At 71.7% G+C, this 19,284-nt stretch carries 18 protein-coding genes and 1 pseudogene; 8 read left to right on the top strand and 11 right to left on the bottom strand.

Going from position 1 to position 19,284, the window contains the following annotated elements:
* Positions 1-101: 101 nt before the first annotated feature.
* The 4 genes and pseudogenes from MYF83_RS40505 to MYF83_RS40490 all read right to left on the bottom strand — a co-directional run.
* Positions 102-1,295, bottom strand: coding sequence for an acyltransferase family protein (locus MYF83_RS40505; protein ID WP_248966128.1), 1,194 nt, complete (start codon positions 1,293-1,295; stop codon positions 102-104).
* 51 nt (positions 1,296-1,346) lie between these two features.
* The gene (locus tag MYF83_RS40500; RefSeq protein WP_248966127.1) at positions 1,347-3,647 is read right to left on the bottom strand and encodes a xanthine dehydrogenase family protein molybdopterin-binding subunit; all 2,301 of its coding nucleotides are present in this window, start codon (positions 3,645-3,647) and stop codon (positions 1,347-1,349) included.
* Positions 3,644-4,639, bottom strand: a complete 996-nt coding sequence (locus MYF83_RS40495) for an FAD binding domain-containing protein (RefSeq protein ID WP_248966126.1) — start codon at positions 4,637-4,639, stop codon at positions 3,644-3,646. The genes MYF83_RS40500 and MYF83_RS40495 overlap by 4 nt, the downstream gene beginning before the upstream one ends.
* A gap of 98 nt (positions 4,640-4,737) precedes the next feature.
* A pseudogene (locus MYF83_RS40490) lies at positions 4,738-5,256 on the bottom strand (2Fe-2S iron-sulfur cluster-binding protein); the annotation flags it as partial.
* Positions 5,257-5,350: 94 nt separating this feature from the next.
* Here MYF83_RS40490 and MYF83_RS40485 point away from each other — a divergent pair.
* From MYF83_RS40485 to MYF83_RS40475, 3 genes are all read left to right on the top strand, one after another.
* Positions 5,351-6,004 (top strand): TetR/AcrR family transcriptional regulator, encoded by a 654-nt coding sequence (locus MYF83_RS40485; RefSeq protein ID WP_248966125.1) that lies wholly within the window; start codon positions 5,351-5,353, stop codon positions 6,002-6,004.
* Positions 6,005-6,191: 187 nt separating this feature from the next.
* Positions 6,192-7,325 carry a serine hydrolase domain-containing protein gene (locus tag MYF83_RS40480; protein WP_248966124.1) on the top strand — a complete coding sequence of 378 codons (1,134 nt, stop codon included), beginning with the start codon at positions 6,192-6,194 and terminating at the stop codon, positions 7,323-7,325.
* 718 nt (positions 7,326-8,043) lie between these two features.
* Entirely contained in the window at positions 8,044-8,844 is an 801-nt protein-coding gene (locus MYF83_RS40475) for an SAM-dependent methyltransferase (RefSeq protein ID WP_248966123.1), read from the top strand.
* Between the two features lie 155 nt (positions 8,845-8,999).
* Here the strand turns inward: MYF83_RS40475 and MYF83_RS40470 are convergent, their stop codons facing one another.
* Positions 9,000-10,322 (bottom strand): trypsin-like peptidase domain-containing protein, encoded by a 1,323-nt coding sequence (locus MYF83_RS40470; protein WP_248966122.1) that lies wholly within the window; start codon positions 10,320-10,322, stop codon positions 9,000-9,002.
* A 218-nt stretch (positions 10,323-10,540) separates the two neighbouring features.
* Between MYF83_RS40470 and MYF83_RS40465 the strand changes: the two genes are divergently transcribed.
* Together MYF83_RS40465 and MYF83_RS40460 are read left to right on the top strand one after the other, a co-directional pair.
* On the top strand, positions 10,541-11,404 hold the full coding sequence (locus MYF83_RS40465) for an NAD-dependent protein deacetylase (protein WP_372500396.1): 864 nt from the start codon (positions 10,541-10,543) through the stop codon (positions 11,402-11,404).
* A 69-nt stretch (positions 11,405-11,473) separates the two neighbouring features.
* Positions 11,474-12,106: a CAP family protein gene (locus MYF83_RS40460; protein WP_248966121.1), complete on the top strand. Its 633-nt coding sequence runs from the start codon at positions 11,474-11,476 to the stop codon at positions 12,104-12,106.
* 64 nt (positions 12,107-12,170) lie between these two features.
* On the opposite strand, the gene rnhB is transcribed toward MYF83_RS40460, so the two are convergent.
* The 3 genes from rnhB to MYF83_RS40445 form a co-directional block, all read right to left on the bottom strand.
* On the bottom strand, positions 12,171-12,911 hold the full coding sequence (gene rnhB / locus MYF83_RS40455) for a ribonuclease HII (protein WP_248966120.1): 741 nt from the start codon (positions 12,909-12,911) through the stop codon (positions 12,171-12,173).
* 122 nt (positions 12,912-13,033) lie between these two features.
* Complete coding sequence (locus MYF83_RS40450) at positions 13,034-13,651, bottom strand: FMN reductase (protein WP_248966119.1); 618 nt, start codon at positions 13,649-13,651, stop codon at positions 13,034-13,036.
* Between the two features lie 40 nt (positions 13,652-13,691).
* Positions 13,692-14,807: an LLM class flavin-dependent oxidoreductase gene (locus MYF83_RS40445; RefSeq protein WP_248966136.1), complete on the bottom strand. Its 1,116-nt coding sequence runs from the start codon at positions 14,805-14,807 to the stop codon at positions 13,692-13,694.
* 185 nt (positions 14,808-14,992) lie between these two features.
* On the opposite strand from MYF83_RS40445, the gene MYF83_RS40440 reads away from it, so the two are divergent.
* Entirely contained in the window at positions 14,993-16,555 is a 1,563-nt protein-coding gene (locus MYF83_RS40440; protein WP_248966118.1) for a sensor histidine kinase, read from the top strand.
* 235 nt (positions 16,556-16,790) lie between these two features.
* Here MYF83_RS40440 and MYF83_RS40435 read toward each other — a convergent pair whose 3' ends face one another.
* Genes MYF83_RS40435 through MYF83_RS40425 form a run of 3 tightly spaced genes read right to left on the bottom strand, consistent with a single transcriptional unit; the run spans position 16,791 to position 18,196 of the window.
* A complete protein-coding gene (locus MYF83_RS40435; protein ID WP_248966117.1) occupies positions 16,791-17,252 on the bottom strand; it encodes a nucleoside deaminase in 462 nt (153 codons plus the stop codon).
* Positions 17,253-17,269: 17 nt separating this feature from the next.
* Positions 17,270-17,503: a zinc-ribbon domain-containing protein gene (locus MYF83_RS40430; protein ID WP_248966116.1), complete on the bottom strand. Its 234-nt coding sequence runs from the start codon at positions 17,501-17,503 to the stop codon at positions 17,270-17,272.
* 36 nt (positions 17,504-17,539) lie between these two features.
* Positions 17,540-18,196 carry a 3'-5' exonuclease gene (locus MYF83_RS40425; RefSeq protein WP_248966115.1) on the bottom strand — a complete coding sequence of 219 codons (657 nt, stop codon included), beginning with the start codon at positions 18,194-18,196 and terminating at the stop codon, positions 17,540-17,542.
* A 149-nt stretch (positions 18,197-18,345) separates the two neighbouring features.
* Between MYF83_RS40425 and MYF83_RS40420 the strand changes: the two genes are divergently transcribed.
* Both MYF83_RS40420 and MYF83_RS40415 read left to right on the top strand, forming a co-directional pair.
* The gene (locus tag MYF83_RS40420; RefSeq protein ID WP_248966114.1) at positions 18,346-18,951 is read left to right on the top strand and encodes an ArsR/SmtB family transcription factor; all 606 of its coding nucleotides are present in this window, start codon (positions 18,346-18,348) and stop codon (positions 18,949-18,951) included.
* A gap of 1 nt (position 18,952) precedes the next feature.
* Positions 18,953-19,284, top strand: a 332-nt coding sequence (locus tag MYF83_RS40415) for an SRPBCC family protein (RefSeq protein WP_248966113.1), incomplete at its 3' end; no start/stop codon positions are given.

The raw sequence follows: 19,284 nt of genomic DNA, 5'->3' as shown, positions 1-19,284 counted from the left end.
CCCCGTCAGACCTTACCCCGCTGGGGTAGGGATCCGCAGGGTCTGGCTCACCCGGCCCCGGCGATGACCGGTCTGCGATCGCCGGATGAGAAGACCGGAGGTCAGGGGCGGGTGGGGTCGGGGCGGGAGAGGCGGTGGCCGAGGTGCTGCATGGGTTTTTCGACCAGGCGGTAGGTGACCCAGGCGGCGGCCAGGATGACGGCCAGGAACAGGGCGGCCATGAGGAGCTGGACGTGCCGGGGTGACCAGCGCAGGTCGCCGGTCAGGGAGACCAGGAACTTCAGCAGTGGGTGGTGCAGCAGGTAGAGCGAGTAGCTGATGAGTCCCAGCCAGGTGAGGAAGCGGGGGACGCGCCGGTGCCGCAGGGCCATCGCGCCCGCGAACGTCGCGAGGGCGAGGGCGACCGTGGTGAGCCACACGTCCGGCTCGATCCACCACCAGCCACCCTGGACCGCCGTGAGCGGGGCGACGGCCACGAGCGCCAGGGTGAGCGCGACGGGCCAGAAAGGGCCGGTGCCCCGCTCCCAGCGGTGGATCGCCGTGCCGGCGAACATCACCGCGACGATCACCACGCCGAGCCAGGGCACCCTGCTGCCGAGGAACAGCAGCGCGAGCGACATGACGCCCAGCGCGCACGCGCCGACCCTGCGGAACCGGCCGGAGACCACGCACGCCAGCCCGGCCGCGAGCACCCCGGCGGAGATCCACGCGATCAGGCTCCCGGTGAGCGTGGCGGCGGGGATGAGCAGCGCGGTGGCGACGGCGGCCACGCCGAACAGCACAGCCGGCACGCCGCTGCGCCGATGCGTCCCGGTCACGAACAGCGCGGTGACCAGCAGGTAGAAGACCATCTCGTAGGACAGCGTCCACATGGTGTCGGCGACGCCGCCCACGCCCACCACGTCCAGCAGCATGGTCGCGTGCGCGGCCACCGTGGCGGGATCGCGCGGCACGGCCTCGCGTAACGGGATCCGCCAGGTCATGGCGAGGACCACCCCGATGACCACGAGGTAGAGCGGATACAGCCGGAAGGCGCGGCTGATCCAGAACGCCCTGACGTCCCCGTGCCGTTCCAGCGAGGCCGGGATGATGTAGCCGCTGACCAGGAAGAACACCAGAATGCCGTAGACGCCCACGTTGAACCAGTAGGGGCGCAGCCACGGGACGACCCAGGGCAGCAGATGCTCGGCCACCACGGCGGTGGCCCCGATGCCCCGCAGCGCGTCCAGCCAGGCCAGACGGGCCTGGGAGGACGGCGTCGCGGTGGGCGAGGTCACGGCGGGGACGATCGACACCCGCCCCAACTTACCGAACCGGGCAGAACCGGGACGCGGAGGGGATGGCGGTCAGAGGAGCTTGTCGAGGGTGATGGGCAGGTCGCGGACACGTCGGCCGGTGGCGTGGTGGACGGCGTTGGCGATGGCGGCGGCGACGCCGGTGATGCCGACCTCGCCCACGCCGATCAGGCCGAGGGGCATCGTGGGATCGGGATCGCCGAGGTAGCAGACGTCGATCGGCGGGATGTCGGCGTGGACGGGGACGTGGTACTCGCCCAGGCCGGGGTTCATGATCCGCCCGTTGCGCGGATCGACGAGCGTCTCCTCCGACAGGGCCATGCCGATGCCCATCACGATGCCGCCCCGCAGCTGGGCGGCGGCGGTCTTGGCATTGATGACCGTGCCGACGTCGAACGCCCCCACCCACCGTGACACCCGCACCTCCCCGGTGTCGGGGTCGACGCGCACCTCGCAGAACTGTGCTCCGCACGCGGCCTTCATCCAGCGCCGCCGGTCGCGCAGGAACTTCGCCATGAACCGGGCCTGCCCGACCATCGCGCCGACGCGGGTGTCCGACCCGACAGCCACCTCCAGGTGGGGGCGGCCCGCCCGGGCCAGGATCGCCGCGTACGTCTCACCTGGCCCCGGTTCGGTCCACAGGCCCCCGTCGCGGGCGCGCAGCCCGTTCAGCCGCCGGCCGCGCAGCGGTGACCCGCTGGAACGCCTGGCCAGGGCGAGCATGGAGCGCTTCAGCTTCTCGCAGGCGGTCAGCAGGCTGGCGGCCACGCTCGCGGTCTGCCCGGACCCGCCCGCGCCCGGGCCGGTGGGCAGGACCGAGTCGCCGTACTCCACCCGCACCGCCTCGAACGGCACGCCGAGCGCGTCGGCGGCGATCTGGGCCTGGGCCGTGGCCCCGCCCATGCCCATCTCGTGGAACCCGCAGCGCACCAGCACGGTGCCGTCGGCGGACAGGCGTACGGTGACGTTGGCGGGGAGCTGCCACGACGGATGGTAGGCCGAGGCGACGCCCATGCCGACGAGCCACCTGCCGTCGCGCATCGAACCGGGCTCCGGCGTGCGCGCGGACCAGCCGAACCGCTCGGCGCCGAGCGCGTATGCCTCGCGCAGCATCCGGTGGGCGAACCGCTTGCCGTCGATCGGGTTGCGCTCGGGCTCGTTGCGCATCCGGAACTCGATCGGATCCAGGTCCAGCTTGTACGCCAACTCGTCGACGGCCGCCTCCAGCGCGAAGGTGCCGATGGACTCCCCGGGGGCGCGCATGATGGTGTTGGAGAGGGTGTCCAGCTCCACGAGGCTCTGCCGTACGAGGATCGCGCCCGCGTCGTAGAGGTGCCGCGACTGGGAGGTGACCTGCTCGGGCCCGCCGCCGACCCGCCCGACCTGCGTGACGCTGGTGTGGATCAGCGAGGTGAGCCTGCCGTCGGCGCCGGCGCCGAGCGCGACCCGCTGCGCCGAGGGGGTGCGCCCGCCGACCGTGCGGTAGACCCCCTCGCGGGTGAGCATCATGCGCACCGGCCGGCCGGTCACCCGCGCCGCGAGGACCGTGAGGATCGTGCCGGCCCAGACCATGGTCTTGCCGCCGAAGGCGCCGCCGACGTACGGCGAGATCACCCGTATGCTCCCCGCGGGAATGCCGAACCGCGCGGCGAGGTGGTCGCGCACCCAGGCGACGTTCTGCGTCCCCTCGTGGACGGTCAGCCGGTCGCCGTCCCACACGGCCGTCGTGGCGTGCGGCTCGATGGCGTTGTGGTTGTGCTGCGGGGTCGTGAACCGCAGGTCGACCGACACCGGCGCCGCCGCGAGCGCGGCCTCCGCGTCGCCCTTGCTCGCCGAACCGGACTGCAGCATGTCGCTCTTCTGCGGCTTGGCGTTCGGCTCCTCGGCGGTGAAGCCGACGGTGGCCGCGAACTCCTCGTAGGTCACCCGCACCAGGGTCGCGGCGTGCAGCGCGGCGTCCTGGGTCTCGGCGACGACGACCGCCACGGGCTGGCCGTTCCAGTGCACCTCGTCGGTGTTGAGGTAGTTGACCCTCGTCCCGGTGGCGAGCGAGCTGAGGTTCAGCACGCTCATCGGTGGCGCCGGTTTCATCGCGGGCGCGTTCTCGTGCGTGATGACGGCGAGCACCCCCGGTACGGCGGCGGCGCCGGCGGTCTCGATTCCGGTGATCCGCCCGCGCGCGACCGTCGAGTGCACCAGGGCGGCGTACGCGAGCCCGGGGTAGGGGTACTCGGCCGCGTAGCGGGCGGCGCCGCTGGTCTTGGCGCCGCCGTCGACCCGGTCGATGGGCTTGCCGACCAGGCGGCCGGAGGCGCCGGGCCGCGGCGGGCTCTGTGCCTGGGTCAGGGTCATGCCGCGCTCCCGTCGGTGAGCAGCCGGCTCAGCGTCGCCACGATCGCGCGCCGCGCCAGCTCGATCTTGAAGGCGTTCTGGGACAGGCCGGTGGCGGACGCCAGCTCGGCCGCTGCCGCGCGCCGGAACGACTCCTCGGTGGCCGGCGCGTCCAGCAGGATCCGCTCGGCCTCGCGGGCCCGCCACGGCTTGGCGGCGACCCCGCCGAGGGCGAGCCGGACGCCGGCGACCGTGCCGTCGCGGACCTCCAGCGCGGCGGCGACCGAGACCAGGGCGAAGGCGTACGACGCCCGGTCGCGGACCTTGCGGTAGCGGGAGTTCACCGCGATCGGGGACGCCGGGAGCTCTACCGCCGTGACCAGCTCGTCGGCGGCGATCGCGGTCTCGACGTCGGGCGTGTCGCCGGGCAGCCGGTGGAAGTCCACCAGCGGGATGCGCCGGGTCCCGCGCACGCTCTCCACCTCGACCGTGGCGTCCAGCGCGGCCAGCGCGACGCACATGTCGGAGGGATGCGTCGCGACGCAGGCGTCGCTCGCGCCGAGGATGGCGTGGTTGCGGTTGAACCCCTCGAGCGCGTCGCACCCGCTGCCGGGCCGGCGCTTGTTGCAGGCGGCCGCGCCGTCGTAGAAGTACAGGCAGCGGGTGCGCTGCAGCAGGTTCCCGCCGACCGTCGCCATGTTGCGCAGCTGGGCCGACGCGCCGGTGAGGATCGCCTGGGACAGCACCGGATACCGCGTGCGGATCAGAGGGTGGGCGGCGAGGTGGCTGTTGCGGACGAGCGCGCCGACGCGCACACCGCCGTCGGCGGTCTCCTCGATCTCGTCCAGGGGCAGCGTCGTGATGTCGATGACGGTGCCGGGCCGCTCGATGTCCTGGCGCATCAGGTCGACGAGGTTGGTGCCGCCGCCGATGAAGGCGGCGCCGGGCTCGGCCGCGATGGCGCGCAGGGCGGTCGTGACGTCGCCGGCGCGCACGTAGGCGAAGTCCTTCATCGGGCCGCCTCGGCCGTGGTGGCCTGCCGGGCGGCGCCGGCCGCGGACCCTCGCCGGACGGCGCCCGTCTCGGTGACCTCCTGGACGGCGGCCGCCGCGGCGACCTCCCCGATGGCGTCGGCGATCCCGTTGTAGGCGCCGCAGCGGCACAGGTTGCCGCTCATCCGCTCCCTGATCTCCACGTCCGTCAGCTCGGCGCGGCTCGCGAGATGCTCGGTGACGGCGCTCGGCGCTCCCGCGGCGTGCTCGGCGAGCATGCCGATCGCCGAGCAGATCTGGCCGGAGGTGCAGTAGCCGCACTGGAAGCCGTCGTTGCGGATGAACGCCGTCTGCAGCGGATGGGGCTCCCCGCCGCCCGCCACCCCCTCGATCGTGGTGATCGAGCGGCCGGTGTACTGGACGGCCAGCGTCAGGCAGGAGTTGATCCGCTCGCCGTCGACGAGGACCGTGCAGGCGCCGCAGGCGCCCTGGTCGCATCCCTTCTTGGTGCCCGTCAGGCCCAGGTGCTCGCGCAGCGCGTCGAGCAGGCTGACGCGCGGCCGCAGGTCCAGTGTCTCGATCGTCCCGTTCACCCGTAGTTGTACGTCGACCACGCGCTTCCTCCTGCCGGTGGGCATCCTGTCGGTCCCGATGTCCGCCGACGTTAACAGAACGGCGTAATGTTAACAAGCGAACGACGTTCTTTTAACGTCGCCGTATGCTTGCTGCGACATGACAGAGCAGGGTTTCGTCCGGGCCAGGCGGCCGGAGCACAAGCGGCAGCGACGCGAGGCGATCCTCGACGCCGCCCGGGAGCTCGCCCTGCGCTCCGGGGTGCGCGCGGTCAGCCTGGGCGGCGTCGCCGCCGCCGCGGGGCTGGCGAAGTCCAACGTGGGGCGCTACTTCGGCACCCGCGAGGAGATCTACCTCGAGCTGGCCGCCGAGGCGTGGCGAGACTGGGGCGACGAGGTCGCCGAGCGGCTGCGGGACGCCACCGGCGCGCGGGAGGTCGTCGACGCGCTGGCCGAGACGCTCGTCGCGAGGCCGTTCTTCTGCGACCTGCTCGGCCACATGTCGACCAGCCTGGAGCACAACGTCTCGGTTCCGGCGGCCCGCGCGTACAAGCGCGTCGTGCTGGATGTCATCGCCGGCCTGGCGGCGCTGGTCGTGCGGGCCCATCCCACGCTGACCGAGAGCGAAGCCTTCGAGCTGGTGGGCGCGGCCGCCGGAGTGGCCGGCATGCTCTACCCGGTCTCCAACCCCTCCCCGGTGCTCGTCGAACTCTACGCGCAGGACCCCGACATCGCCGCCGCCTGCCCGCCGTTCCTGCCGACGATGAAGCGCACCATCATGGCGCTCATCGCGGGCCTGCCCACACTCCGCTGACCGCCACTCCCTTCGCTAGATCGGTGTGCTGTGTCCGGCGCCGGGTCGGTGGGGAGGTGTTCGGTGATGAGACGCGGCCAGGTGGGGTCCTGCCGCGCCCAGATGTGGTCCTGCCGTGGCCAAGTGGGTGTGGCGAGGTCGTGTCTATTCTGTGGCTCGGCCGGGGGCGCCGGGTTATGTTCCGTGCATGGCGGAGATCCACGGCAGGTGCGAGGACCGGTTCGGTGAGGTGCGCGAGATGCTGGCGGCCTCGCTGGGCAACGACGACGTGGGCGCGTCGGTGGCGGTGTACGTGGACGGCGAGCCGGTCGTCGACATCTGGGGCGGGTACGCCGACGCGGCCCGCACCGTCCCGTGGGGGCGCGACACCATCACCAACGTCTGGTCCACCACCAAGACGATGACGGCGCTGTGCGCGCTGATCCTCGCCGACCGCGGCGACCTCGACCTGGCCGCGCCGGTCGCCGAGTACTGGCCCGAGTTCGCCGCCGGGGGCAAGGACCGTGTGCGGGTGCGGCACCTGCTCTCCCACACCGCGGGCCTGCCGGCCTGGGACGAACCGATGACGGTCGAGGATCTCTACGACTGGGGGACGGCCACGGCGCGGCTGGCCGCGCAGGTCCCTCGCTGGGAGCCGGGCACCGAGGCCGGCTACCACGCGGTCACCCAGGGATTCCTGGTCGGGGAGGTGGTCCGCCGCGTCACCGGCCGCAGTCTGGGCGCCTTCTTCGCCGAGGAGGTCGCCGGGCCGCTGGCCGCCGACTTCCACATCGGGCTGCCCGCCGAGCACGACCACCGCGTCGCCCCGATCATCCCACCCCCGCCGGCAAGCGACGCGACCTCGACCGGCGAGTCCGCGACCGGCGAGTCCGCGACCGACGGGTCCGGTAACCCTCCGCTCCGGCCCGAGGTCGCCAACACTTCCGCCTGGCGGCGCGCCGAGATCCCGGCCGCGAACGGGCACGGTAACGCCCGCTCGGTGGGGGCCGTGCAATCAGTGCTGGCATGCGGCGGAACGGTGCGGGGTGTGCGGCTGCTGTCGCGGGAGGGCTGCGAGCGTGCCCTGGAGGAGCAGTACCGCGGCGTGGACCGCGTCCTTCGCGTGCCGATGCGCTACGGCATGGGTTACGGCCTGGACGGCGGCCAGATGCCCAACCCGCGCACGTGCTTCTGGGGCGGATGGGGCGGCTCGCTGGTCTTGATCGACCTCGATGCCCGCATGACGGTGTCGTACATGATGAACCGCATGCTCGGCGGCACACCGGGGGACGGCCGAGCCATCGGCATCGTGCTGGCGGCCTACGAAGGACTCTCCAGATAGCCGCCGCACTGCGCCGCCGGCGGTCATCGGGATCCACGGTGACCGCCGCCGCACTGCGTCGCCGGCGGTGACCCGATGGCGTACACCGGCCGGTCCAGGTGCGGATCAAGGACGGCGCCCTGGGAGGCGTGTCCGGCACGGTGAAGTGGCTCGAGTCGACGGTTGGTTAGGGCGTCGGCGTGGACCCCGGGTCGGGGCTGGATCAACCGGCGGACGGGCAACGGCGGGGCGACGCGCACGGCGAGCAGGTGAGGTCGGCCCGAAGGCCGCGCGCCAGACGATCGAGTCCGCGGTCACCGCGATGTCGGTGCTGTAGGTCACGTAGTTCTGTGCCCGGCTGTCAAGCGAAGCGGGGGAACAGTCTGAGCGCGTTGTGCCTCTTCCCCGCGGGCGACCTGGTCGAAATGCTGATGACCACCCTGGCCGAGCTACTCCGCCAAGCCGCACGACTCGACCCGGCCTTCGACCCGGCCTCGGCCCTGGCCGCCCTGGACCGGTCCGACGGGCCCACCGCCGGACTTTGGCCGTCCCACGGGATCAATGATCAAGCTGCCGGTCGGTGCGGGGGGTAGCGGGGTGATTCGGGGGTTCATCGCCGAACACGGATGAACCGGCCGAGAGGCCGCCGAACCCGGCCCAAGCCTGGGATGATCAAGCCGACCGCATGCCACCAGCACCTGCTCGCCGGTGGTGTCCCGATCCCCACGGGAGTGCTCCGATGACAGACGAACAGACCTCCGCGCACATCGACACCACCACCCCGCACTCGGCCCGGATGTGGAACTACTGGCTGGGCGGCAAGGACAACTACCCCATCGACCGGCAGGTCGGAGACCAGATCCTCCAGGTGTACCCGGGGATCGTGGAGGTCGCGCGGCAGTCGCGGGCCTTCCTGGGCCGGGCGGTGCGGCACCTGGCAGGCGAGGCCGGGATCACGCAGTTCCTGGACGTGGGCACCGGGCTGCCCACGGTCGACAACACCCACGAGGTCGCGCAACGGGTCAACCCGGCCTGCAAGATCGTCTACATGGACAACGACCCGCTGGTGCTGGTGCACGCCCGTGCCCTGCTGACCAGCACGCGCGAGGGCGTGTGCGCCTACGTCGACGCCGATGTCCGCGATCCCGAGCGCGTCCTCCAGCAGGCGGCCCGCACCTTGGACTTCACCCAGCCGATCGCGTTGATGATGCTGGGCATCCTGGGCAACGTATGGGACGACGCGGAAGCGAGCGACATCTGCCACCGTCTGGTGGCGGCGCTGCCGTCGGGCAGCTACCTGGTTCTGGAGGACGGCACCGACGCCGTCGAACCGGAGGCCGCCGCCGAGGCGGAGAAGACCCGCGCCGAAGCGGGCGACCCCTACAAGCTGCGCACTCCCCAGCAGATCGTCACCTACTTCGACGGCTTGCGGCTGCTGGAGCCGGGCGTGGTGTCGGTGTCACGCTGGCGGCCCGAAGCCACCCCTTGGGGAATGCCCGACGAGGTGGCAGCCTTCTGCGGCGTCGCCGCCAAGCCATAGCTTCGCCCGCGTACCGGCTTCAGTCCGGCCCACCGTCCCGGCGCCTCGGGAACGCCCCACCTGGCCGTGCTGCCCGGGAACGGCGCGGCCCCCGGCGCCTGACGCCCCCTGGGCCCCCGCGCGACCGACCGGGGGGCGTCCGCGTGCGCGGCGCGTCAGGTCCGCGGGGTCCTGTCCTTGCCCGCCGCGATGGCCCGTTTGGCGTCCTGGATGTAGGAGGCGACGTACGGGTGGGCGGGATACAGCTTGAGCACCTGGCGGAACCTGGGCAGCGCCGCCTTGTAGCGGTCGGCGAAGAAGTCGTCGAGCGCGGCGTTGTAGAGCCGCGAGGTCGGCGACGCCGACGGCGTGACCCGCGCGGCGGCGAGCCTCTTCCGGATGATCCCGACGGGCAGGATGAAGCTGTGGTTCTCGGCCGTCTCGCCGGTGGTCCGGTCGACGGAGCCCGCGATCAGCGTCCCGATGACCCGGCCCTCCTCGTCGAGCACCGGCCCGCCCGAGTTGCCGTGGTACGACGGCGCCTGCGCCTGGATGTACGGCACGCCCAGCACGGTGGTGCGCCTGGCGTTGTAGGCGCCCTCGGTCAGCGCCGGGTACAGCCTCGATCGCAGGTCGAAGATGTCCGCGCTCGTGGTGACCAGGCCGGGGAACCCGTTGATGTAGAGGGGGTCGCCCACGCGCACGTCGGTGTCGCGGCCGAGCGCCAGGGTGGGGAGGTTCCGCCCGCCGGCCATCTTCAGCAGGGCGAAGTCCTCGCCGGGATAGTCGCGGCCCTTGGCCACCAGGGTCAACGGCGTGATCTTGGCCGTCTTGTCCATGCCGCCGCCGGGCAGGGGGCTGACGACCACGATGCTCCGCCGGAGCCCGGTCACGCGCATCTTCTGGCCGTTGAAGCGCCCGAACATCGTCGTGGCGAGCCTGATCAGCTCGTCATCGGGCTGGGCGACCTTGCTGATGCTCTTCAGGAAGCCCTGCACCTCCTTGGTGGTGATCGCGGGCAGCACGTTCGCGGCGAAGCGCTGCCGCAGCACGGCCTTGGTCGAGCCGACACAGTGCGCGCCGGTCACCATGTACCCGTCAGGGGTCACCCACCACCCGGTGCACAGGGACGGGGCGCCCACCTTCACGGATCGGTTGGGCGTGACCGGGGTGAGGTACCGGCCGACGTTCGACGCGGCGGTCCGCAACACCCACTTGACCTGGCTCTGATGGTCGGCGGGGATGCGTCCCGCCTTCGCGTGCCGGGCTGCCTTGGTGAACAACGCGGTGAAGTACTTGTTCGCGCGCGGCGCGGGCACGATGACCGTCGCGCTGTAGTCGGTCTGGATCAGCTGGACCGCAGGGTCGCTCCGGGCCGCTAATCGCGTGCCGACCGCCACCCCGCGCGAAGCCTCCGCCTGTGACATCACCGGCGACACCGTGATCCCGGCCAAGGCCACCCCTGCCGTCGCCACCACCCGCCGTAGGGACGTTCGCATGGGTTCCACACCCCCTCGTAAGTTCGTGGCAGGAGTGTGCGCCGTGCCGCTGGACGTGGGGTTGCAGGTCGCTTACGACCTGGTTCGTGGTGATACGGGGGTGACCAGCGGGACGATTCCCTGAGCCGGGAAGGCGCGGCCGGGACGATCCCGCAGGGCGAAAGGCGCGCCGGGACCATACCTCCGATACGAACGCGCGGCAGGGGCGATTTCCGTGCATGGAGACCGTGCGGCACCATGAAGGGGTGATCGAGGGCGCGGGCATGCTGGCGAGGTTCCTGGCCGAGGGCGACGTGGTGGTGCTGAGCGGGGCCGGGATTTCGACCGAGTCGGGCATCCCCGACTACCGCGGGCCCAGCGGGGCTTTGAAGCGGCACAGCCCGATGACCTACCAGACGTTCACCGGCGACCCGGCGGCGCGGCGGCGCTACTGGGCCCGTAGCCACGTCGGATGGCAGACCATGGCCCGGGCCAGGCCGAACTCCGGGCACCGCGCGGTCGCCCGCCTCCAGCGGCGCGGGCTGCTTGCCGGCGTCGTGACGCAGAACGTGGACGGCCTGCACCAGGCGGGCGGCGCCCGGTCGGTGATCGAGCTGCACGGCAGCCTGCACCGCGTGGTCTGCCTCGGCTGCGGCGACTCCACGTCGCGGGAGGCGCTGGACGCCCGCCTGCGGCAGGCCAATCCGCGGTTCGGGGCCCTGGTCGCGACCGTCAACCCCGACGGGGACGTCGACCTGCCGGACGAAGAGGTGGAGGCGTTCCGCACGGTCGGCTGCCAGGCGTGCGGCGGCGGGGTGCTGAAGCCCGACGTCGTCTTCTTCGGCGAGACCGTTCCCGCCGACCGCGTCGCCGATTGCTTCGCCCTCGTGGAGCGCGCCCGCCTGCTGCTGGTCCTCGGGTCGTCGTTGACCGTGATGTCGGGCCGGCGGTTCGTGCTGCGCGCGGCCAAGCTGGGCATCCCCGTCGCGATCGTCAACCAGGGCCCGACCCGTGGCGACGACTACGCCGACCTCACCGTCGACGCCCCGCTGGGCGCGGTCCTCGCCGAGACCGCCGACCTCGTGGACGCCGTCCCGCGCTGAGCCGTCCGGCCCGGCGAATCCGGGAAAGGGTGTGTCGCTTACCCCGCTCCCGAAGTCAAGATCGCATTATTGATCGCGAGTAATGCGAGCGCTTCGAAAAGCGAACTTCTCGCTGGTGTTTCGTGGGAAGAGGGGCATATGCGAATTCCTGTCACGGTCGTCGCCGCACTGGCGGGGGTGGTCGTCATGACCATGTCCGGTATGGCCACCGCCTCGGCGCGCACCGGAAACGTTCCCGCCGGGGAAAGGGCGCAAAGCGGTGTCACGCGGGACGATCCCTTCACCGCCGGAATGCTCGCCGAGCACAACAGATATCGCGCGCGGCACGGCTCGCCCGCTCTGGTCCTGGACCAGACGCTGATGGGTCACGCGGTCGCCTGGGCGCAGAAGATGGCCGCGGCCGACAAGTTCAGCCACTCGGGCGGTCCTTATGGGGAGAACCTGTACTTGTCCTGGCCTGCCCAGCCGACGCCCGCCGCGATCGTGAAGGCGTGGTATGACGAGATTTCCAACTATGACTTCAACAGGCCTGGATTCAGCGCCACCACGGGCCATTTCACTCAGGTGGTGTGGAAGAACAGCGCCAGGCTCGGTGTGGGCATCGCCAAGAGCGCGTCCGGCCGCTGGTATGTCGCCGCCGAATACAACCCGCCCGGAAACTACGCCGGCCAGTTCCCGCAGAACGTCCTGCGGCCCCGGTGACGCTGATCCGCCGTTCGTCCCCATGCCTGGCCGCTCCGGTACGCCCGGCCGGCCGGCGGCGGGGTCAGAGGAGGGAGAGCTGGCCCGAGCCGGCGAACGGGTCGCGGTACTTCCTCAGGTGCCGCCACTGGGGCAGGTCGTCCAGGTAGGACCACGAGAGCCGGTGGTGCCCGGTGGGTCCGTACGCGGCGAGCGCCTCCTGATGGGCGGGGGAGGGGTAGCCGGCGTTCCCCGCGAACCCGTAGGCCGGGTGGTCCGGGTCCAGATCCGCCATCAGCCGGTCGCGGTGCACCTTGGCGATCACCGACGCCGCGGCCACGCTGACCGAGCGCTGGTCGGCCTTGATCTCGCAGCGCACCCGCCACGGCCTGCCGAGGAAGTCGTGCTTGCCGTCCAGGATGACGACGTCGGGACGTCGAGGCAGGGCCTCCAGCGCTCGTGAGGCGGCGCGGCGCAGCGCCTCGGTCATGCCGAACTCGTCGATCTCCGCCGCGCTCGACTCGCCGATCGCGTGGCACGACAGCCAGCCGGGCAGCACCTCGGCGAACGCCTCGCGGTGGGCCCGCGCGAGCAGCTTGGAGTCGGTCAGCCGCACCGTGCGCCCGCCCCGCCCGGGCAGCTCGGGCGGAGCGCTCAGGTCGGTCACGGCGGCGCACACCACCACCGGCCCGGCCCAGGCGCCGCGCCCCACCTCGTCCACCCCGGCGATGCTCACCGGCCCGGCGGCCCGCAGTCCCTCCTCGATGAGGTAACCGGCGGCCCGGGACTCCGCGGCCGGATCCTCCGACGTTCGCGCCTTCCGCATCGCCCCATCATGGCAGCCCCCCGCCGCCGGGACGCCAGGATCCCTGATGACCCCGTACGATCCCGAGTTCGCCGTCTGGCCTTCTCGCGGACGGCCCGCTCACGTGACCTCGCATGGCGTGGTCAGGGGCGGAGCGCGGCGAGTTGCCGCTCGAAGGGGATGACGGTCTCGACCGGCTCGGCGGCCGGCGGGCGGCGCGGCATCAGGTCGGCCAGCTCTCCGGACGCGCGGGCGATCCGGTCGGCGAGGCCGCCGGTGTTCGCGTCGCCGCCGGAGCCCCAGTCCTCCGACGCCGCGTACACCGCGGTGGGGACGACGACCGCGCGCAGGTAGGCGAACAGGGGGCGCATGGCGTGCTCGAGTGCGAGCGAGTGCCGCGCCGTGCCGCCGGTCGCGGCGATCAGCACCGGCTTGCCGGTCAGCGCGCTGTCGTCGATCACGTCGATGAACGACTTGAACAGCCCGCTGTAGGAGGCCGTGAAGATGGGCGTCACGGCGATGAGTCCGTCGGCCGCGGTCACTGTCTGGAGCGCCTCACGCAGCGCGGCGCCGGGGAAGCCGGTGACCAGGTTGTTGGCTATGTCCCCGGCCAGGTCGCGCAGCTCGACCACGCGCACCTCGACCTCGCGCTCCGGCGCCAGGCGGCGCCGGGTGGCCTCCAGCAGCCGGTCGGCCAGCAGGCGGGTCGAGGAGGGCTGGCTGAGCCCGGCGGACACGGCCACGAGCTTGAGGGGCTTCATACGGTTCTCCAGGGGGTGGGCGCGGGCGGGCGGTTCAGGTTCAGGAGGGAGAGCCGGCGACGGACGGCTCCTGGCTCGCCTCGGCGTCGCGCCGGGCGACCAGGGCCGCGTGGGCGGGCCCGTCCGGCACCTGGCTCGGCCGGCCGGAGGCGAACTCCTTGCGCAGCACGGGCACGACCTCCTCGCCGAGGATGTCGAGCTGCTCCAGCACGGTCTTGAGCGGCAGCCCGGCGTGGTCCATCAGGAACAGCTGGCGCTGGTAGTCGCCGAACGACTCGCGGAAGGTCAGGGTCTTGTCGATGACCTCCTGCGGGCTGCCCACCGTGAGAGGGGTCTCCTCGGTGAACTCCTCCAGCGAGGGGCCGTGGCCGTACACCGGGGCGTTGTCGAAGTAGGGACGGAACTCGCGCACCGCGTCCTGCGAGTTCTTGCGCATGAACACCTGGCCGCCGAGCCCGACGATGGCCTGGTCAGGAGTGCCGTGCCCGTAGTGGGCGAAGCGCTCCCGGTACAGGCTGATCAGCCGGATGAAGTGCTCCTTGGGCCAGAAGATGTTGTTGGCGAAGAACCCGTCGCCGTAGTACGCCGCCTGCTCGGCGATCTCGGGGCTGCGGATCGAGCCGTGCCAGACGAACGGCGGGACGCCGTCCAGCGGCCGCGGCGTGGAGGTGAAGCCCTGCAGGGGCGTGCGGAAGCGGCCCTGCCAGTCGACGACGTCCTCACGCCAGAGCCGGTGCAGCAGCGCGTAGTTCTCGATGGCGAGCGGGATGCCCTGGCGGATGTCCTGCCCGAACCACGGGTACACGGGCCCGGTGTTGCCCCGGCCGAGCATCAGGTCGACGCGCCCGTCGGCCAGGTGCTGCAGCATGGCGAAGTCCTCGGCGATCTTGACCGGGTCGTTCGTCGTGATCAGCGTCGTGGCGGTGGAGAGGATGAGGCGCTCGGTGCGCGCGGCGATGTAGCCGAGCATGGTGGTGGGGGAGGACGGGACGAAGGGCGGGTTGTGGTGCTCGCCGGTGGCGAAGACGTCGAGGCCGACCTCTTCGGCCTTCAGCGCGATGGCCACCATCGCCTTGATCCGCTCGTGCTCGCTCGGCGTCCTGCCCGTGGTGGGGTCGGTGGTGACGTCGCCCACGCTGAAGATCCCGAACTGCATCATGCTCCTCATCTCTCATGTCGTTGAAATTTCAACCACCTAAGCGTCGCCGCGGCACCTCTTATTCCAGGTGTTCCTGTCACCGGACCCGCTGCCGCCGGGCATCGGCGCCCTGCCGGAGCAGGTGTCCGGTGAGGCTACGATTCCTCCATGTCAGCCATCGCCAGGGTCGTTCAAGGCATCGTATGAGAACGCGCTGGAGCGCCCAGGCCTGGTTCGCCATGGTGCTGGTCGTCATGGTCATCGTGCTGGCCGGGTCCTCGCTCGTGGGGTCCATGGTCCTGCGGCACACGACGGGGGTCTCCAACCGGCTGTCCGATGTGATCTCGCCCGCCAGGATCCAGGCCGAGCGGCTCAGGACCGCCCTGGTCGACCAGGAGACCGGAGCCCGCGGCTTTCTGCTCACCGGCAAGGAGGACTTCCTCGGGCCCTACCTCACCGGCCAGGCGGCCGAGAGGGAGGCCGCCGTGCGCATCCGCGCCCTCGCGCCCGGCGCGCCGCCCCTGCGCCGGCTGGACGAGGTCGAGCGGCTGAGCGCCCAGTGGCGCGCCCAGCACGTCGAGCCCCTGATCCAGCGCATCCGGCGCGATGGTGCCGAGAACGTGCCCACCGGGCAGGCCGACGCGGGCAGGCGCGCGTTCGAGACGCTTCGCGACGCGCTGGACGCGCAGGAGGCGGCATGGGGACGGGCCCGCGACCAGTCGCGCGCCGATCTGGAGGCGGCGAGGTCCCTCCGCGACATCAGCTTCATCGGCATCATCGCCATCTTCCTGCTCACGATCATCGCGCTCGCGATCCTGCTGAGGCTGGTGGTGTTCCGGCCGCTGGAGCGGCTCCGCGAAGCCTCGCGCCGCGTCACCGCGGGGGACTTCGGCCAGCACGTGGACACCGGCGGCCCGGCCGACGTCGCCGAGCTGGCCCGCGACATTGAGGCGATGCGGCTGCGCATCGTCACCGAGCTGGAGGAGACCCGCCAGTCCCGCGAGCTGCTCGCGCAGCAGGCGGAGGAGCTGAGACGCTCCAACGGCGAGCTGGAGCAGTTCGCCTACGTGGCCAGCCACGACCTGCAGGAGCCGCTTCGCAAGGTCGCGAGCTTCACCCAGATGCTGGAGCAGCGGTACGGCGACCAGCTCGACGACCGGGCCAGGCAGTACATCGGCTTCGCCGTCGACGGCGCCAAGCGCATGCAGGCGCTCATCAACGAGCTGCTGGCCTTCTCCAGGATCGGCAGGGTCAACGCCGACCCGGTGCGGCTGAAGCTGAAGGAGACCGTGGACCTCGCCATGCGCAATCTCTCGGCCCGGGTCGAGGAGACCGGCGGGACCGTCGAGGTGGGGGACCTGCCCGAGATCACCGGTGACCGGACACAGCTGGTGATGCTCTGGCAGAACCTCATCGGCAACGCGCTGAAGTTCCGCGATCCCAGCCGCGCGCCGGTCGTCCGCATCGACGCCGAGCGGGACGGCGCCGAGTGGCGGGTCACGGTGACGGACAACGGCATCGGCATCGAGCCGCGGTTCGCCGAGAAGATCTTCCTGATCTTCCAGCGGCTGCACAACCGCGACGCCTACGAGGGCACGGGCATCGGGCTCGCGCTCTGCCGCAAGATCGTGACGTACCACGGCGGGAGCATCGAGCTGGACACCGGCCATACCGGCGGCACCCGCTTCATCATCACCCTCCCCGCGGAAGACGACGATCCGCCCACCGCGCTCGCCGACCCGGTGGCCGGGACGACGGGCGCCTGACGACCGTACCCACTGCGCGCGCGGGCGGTGGCGCGCCGACGGCCCCGCGCGCGGGCGGTGGCGAGGTGGCGGCCCTGCGTGCGGGCGGTGGCGAGGTGGCGGCCCTGCGTGCGGGCGGTGGCGAGGTGGCGGCCCTGCGTGCGGGCGGTGGCGAGGTGGCGGCCCTGCGTGCGGGCGGTGGCGAGTTGGTGGCCTCGCGTGCCAGGGGCGAGGCCCGCGATCGGCCGAGGTGGCGTCAGGCGTCCTCGCCGATGTCCTCGTTCCACAGCTCCGGATGGGCCTTGATGAACGCGGTCATCAGCTCGGCGCACTCCCCGGAGTCGAGCACGAGCACGTTCACGCCGTGGCGGGCGAGCCACTCGTGCTGGCCGGTGAAGGTGCGGCTCTCACCCACGACCAGCCCGGTGATGCCGAACTGGCGGATCAGGCCGCTGCAGTACCAGCAAGGTGACAGCGTCGTCACCATGGTGGTCCCGCGATAGGTCCGCTGCCGGCCGGCGTCGCGGAAGGCGGCCGTCTCGCCGTGGATCGAGGGGTCGTCGTCCTGGACGCGACGGTTGCGGCCCCGGCCGAGCAACCTGCCGTCCGGGGCGAACAGCGCGGCGCCGACGGGAACCCCGCCCTCGGCGTACCCCTTCCTGGCCTCCTCCAGGGCCACGGCGAGCATCGCGGCCGCATCGGTCATCTCGATGGTCATAAGCTCACTATCCCCCGTCAGGCGATCGCCCGGCTGGTGGCCTCGTCCTCGGAGATTCGGTACGTCGCGCCGCAGAAGGTGCACTGCGCCGCGTACCTCGTGCGCACGGGGAAGAGCGGGATGAAGAACAGGCTGAACTTGGTCACCCGCCTCGACAGCATCTGCGCCGCCACGTTGCCGCAGTTGCGGCAGGCGGCGGTCAGCGTGCCGAGCGGATGGATCCTCGTGCCGAAGCCGAACAAAATGAACATCACCCACCTCTACCCGATACGCGCCGGCCAAGCCGGTCATCGATCGCTCGCGTCGGCGATCCGGGGGCCGGTACGGGCGTCGCGGCGCGGCACCCAGGGCGTCCCGAGGTCCGGCACCTCCGGCCACGGGGCATCGAGGGCCGTGTGGAACAGGTGCCGCCACGGGACCACAGGCGCTGCGCGCTCGATGTAGTGGCGAAGGAGCCCGGCGGCGGCGCGCGCGTCCACGAGGGCCTCGTGATTACCGTCGAGCGGGATGCCCGCCAGGGCGCAGCAACCGGCGAGGGTGGACGGAGCGCCGGGAAGGAAGTGCGCCCCCCACGCCATCGTGCAGACCCCGAGCCGGTGGTGAACCGGCACCTCGAAGCCGAGCAGGCGGAACTCGTAGGCGAGGAAGCGGGCGTCGAAGGGGAGGTTGTGCGCGGTGACGATCCGCCCGCGCAGGAGTGCGGCGACGGTTCCGGCGATCTCCCCGAATGCCGGCGCGCCGCCGAGGTCGGCGGCGGTGATGCCGTGGACGCTCTCCGGCCCGGGATCGCGGCCGGGATCCACCAGGGTGGCCCACTCGCCCGTCACCTCTCCCGACGGTCCGGCGTGCACGATGGCGATCTCCACCACCCTGTCCTGTTCAGAGGTGCGGAACCCGGTCGTCTCGACGTCGACGACCGCGTAGCGGGGGGTGTGGGCGACCATCGCCTGCCTCGTGTCCTGGTGAGCCGGCGCGGGGGTGCCCGGTCGCCGGGGGCCCCGATCCCCGAGGAGATCGTACGTCCCTCACACGCCCGACTCCCGACAACTTGAATAGTCTTGACAACTCAGATTGTCGGTGAGACCGTTGTGTCATGTTCGAAGTGGCGGTGATCGAAGACCCGGCGGCGGCGCAGGTATCGCTGGACCCCATGCGGGCCCGGCTCCTCGCCGAGCTGGCGGAACCGGCTTCGGCCGCGACGCTGGCCGTCCGGGTGGGCCTGCCGCGCCAGAAGGTCAACTACCACCTGAAGGCGCTCGAGCGGCACGGCCTCATTGAGCTGGTGGAGGAACGGCGCAAGGGCAACGTCACCGAGCGGGTGATGACGGCCACCGCCGCCTCCTACGTGATCTCGCCGGTGGCGCTGGGAGCGGTGGCGCCCGACCCGGCGCGCTCACCCGATCAGCTGTCCGCGCGCTGGCTGCTGGCCGTGGCCGCACGGCTGGTGCGCGACGTGGGCGAGCTGGTCACCGGCGGCGACAAGGCGCGCAGGCGGGTGGCGACGTTCACCATCGACGGCGAGGTGCGCTTCGCCTCGGCCGCCGACCGTGCCGCCTTCGCCCAGGAGCTCGCCAAGGTGGTGACCACCCTCGCCGGCGAGTACCACGACGAGAAGGCCGAAGGCGGCCGCGTACACCGCCTGGTCGTCGCGCTTCACCCACATGTCGAGACATCGGATACCACGATCGAGGAGTTGTGAGATGGCGCATCGGTTCGAGCTACGCAAGGAGATCGAGCTTCGGGCGAGTTTGGAGCGGGTGTGGGAGGCGGTGGCGACCGGGCCGGGGTTGACCTCCTGGTTCCTGGGGCGTAACGAGGTCGAGCCGCGTGTGGGCGGCAAGGCGGTGCAGTTCTTCGGTGACTTTCCGGTGGAGGCGAGGGTGACGGGCTGGGAGCCGCTGCGGCGGTTCGCCTTCCGTGGTGCGGAGGGGGAGGACGGCGCCTACATGGCGCTGGAGTTCCTCGTCGAGGGGCGTGGTCAGGGTGGCACGGTGCTGCGGCTGGTGCAGAGCGGGGTTTTGGGTGATGGATG

Source organism: Sphaerisporangium perillae (genome assembly GCF_023276435.1).
In the GTDB taxonomy this organism is placed as follows: Bacteria; Actinomycetota; Actinomycetes; order Streptosporangiales; family Streptosporangiaceae; genus Sphaerisporangium; species Sphaerisporangium perillae.
The sequence above is the reverse complement of the archived record's forward strand: the minus strand, read 5'-3'. Positions and strand labels throughout refer to the sequence as shown.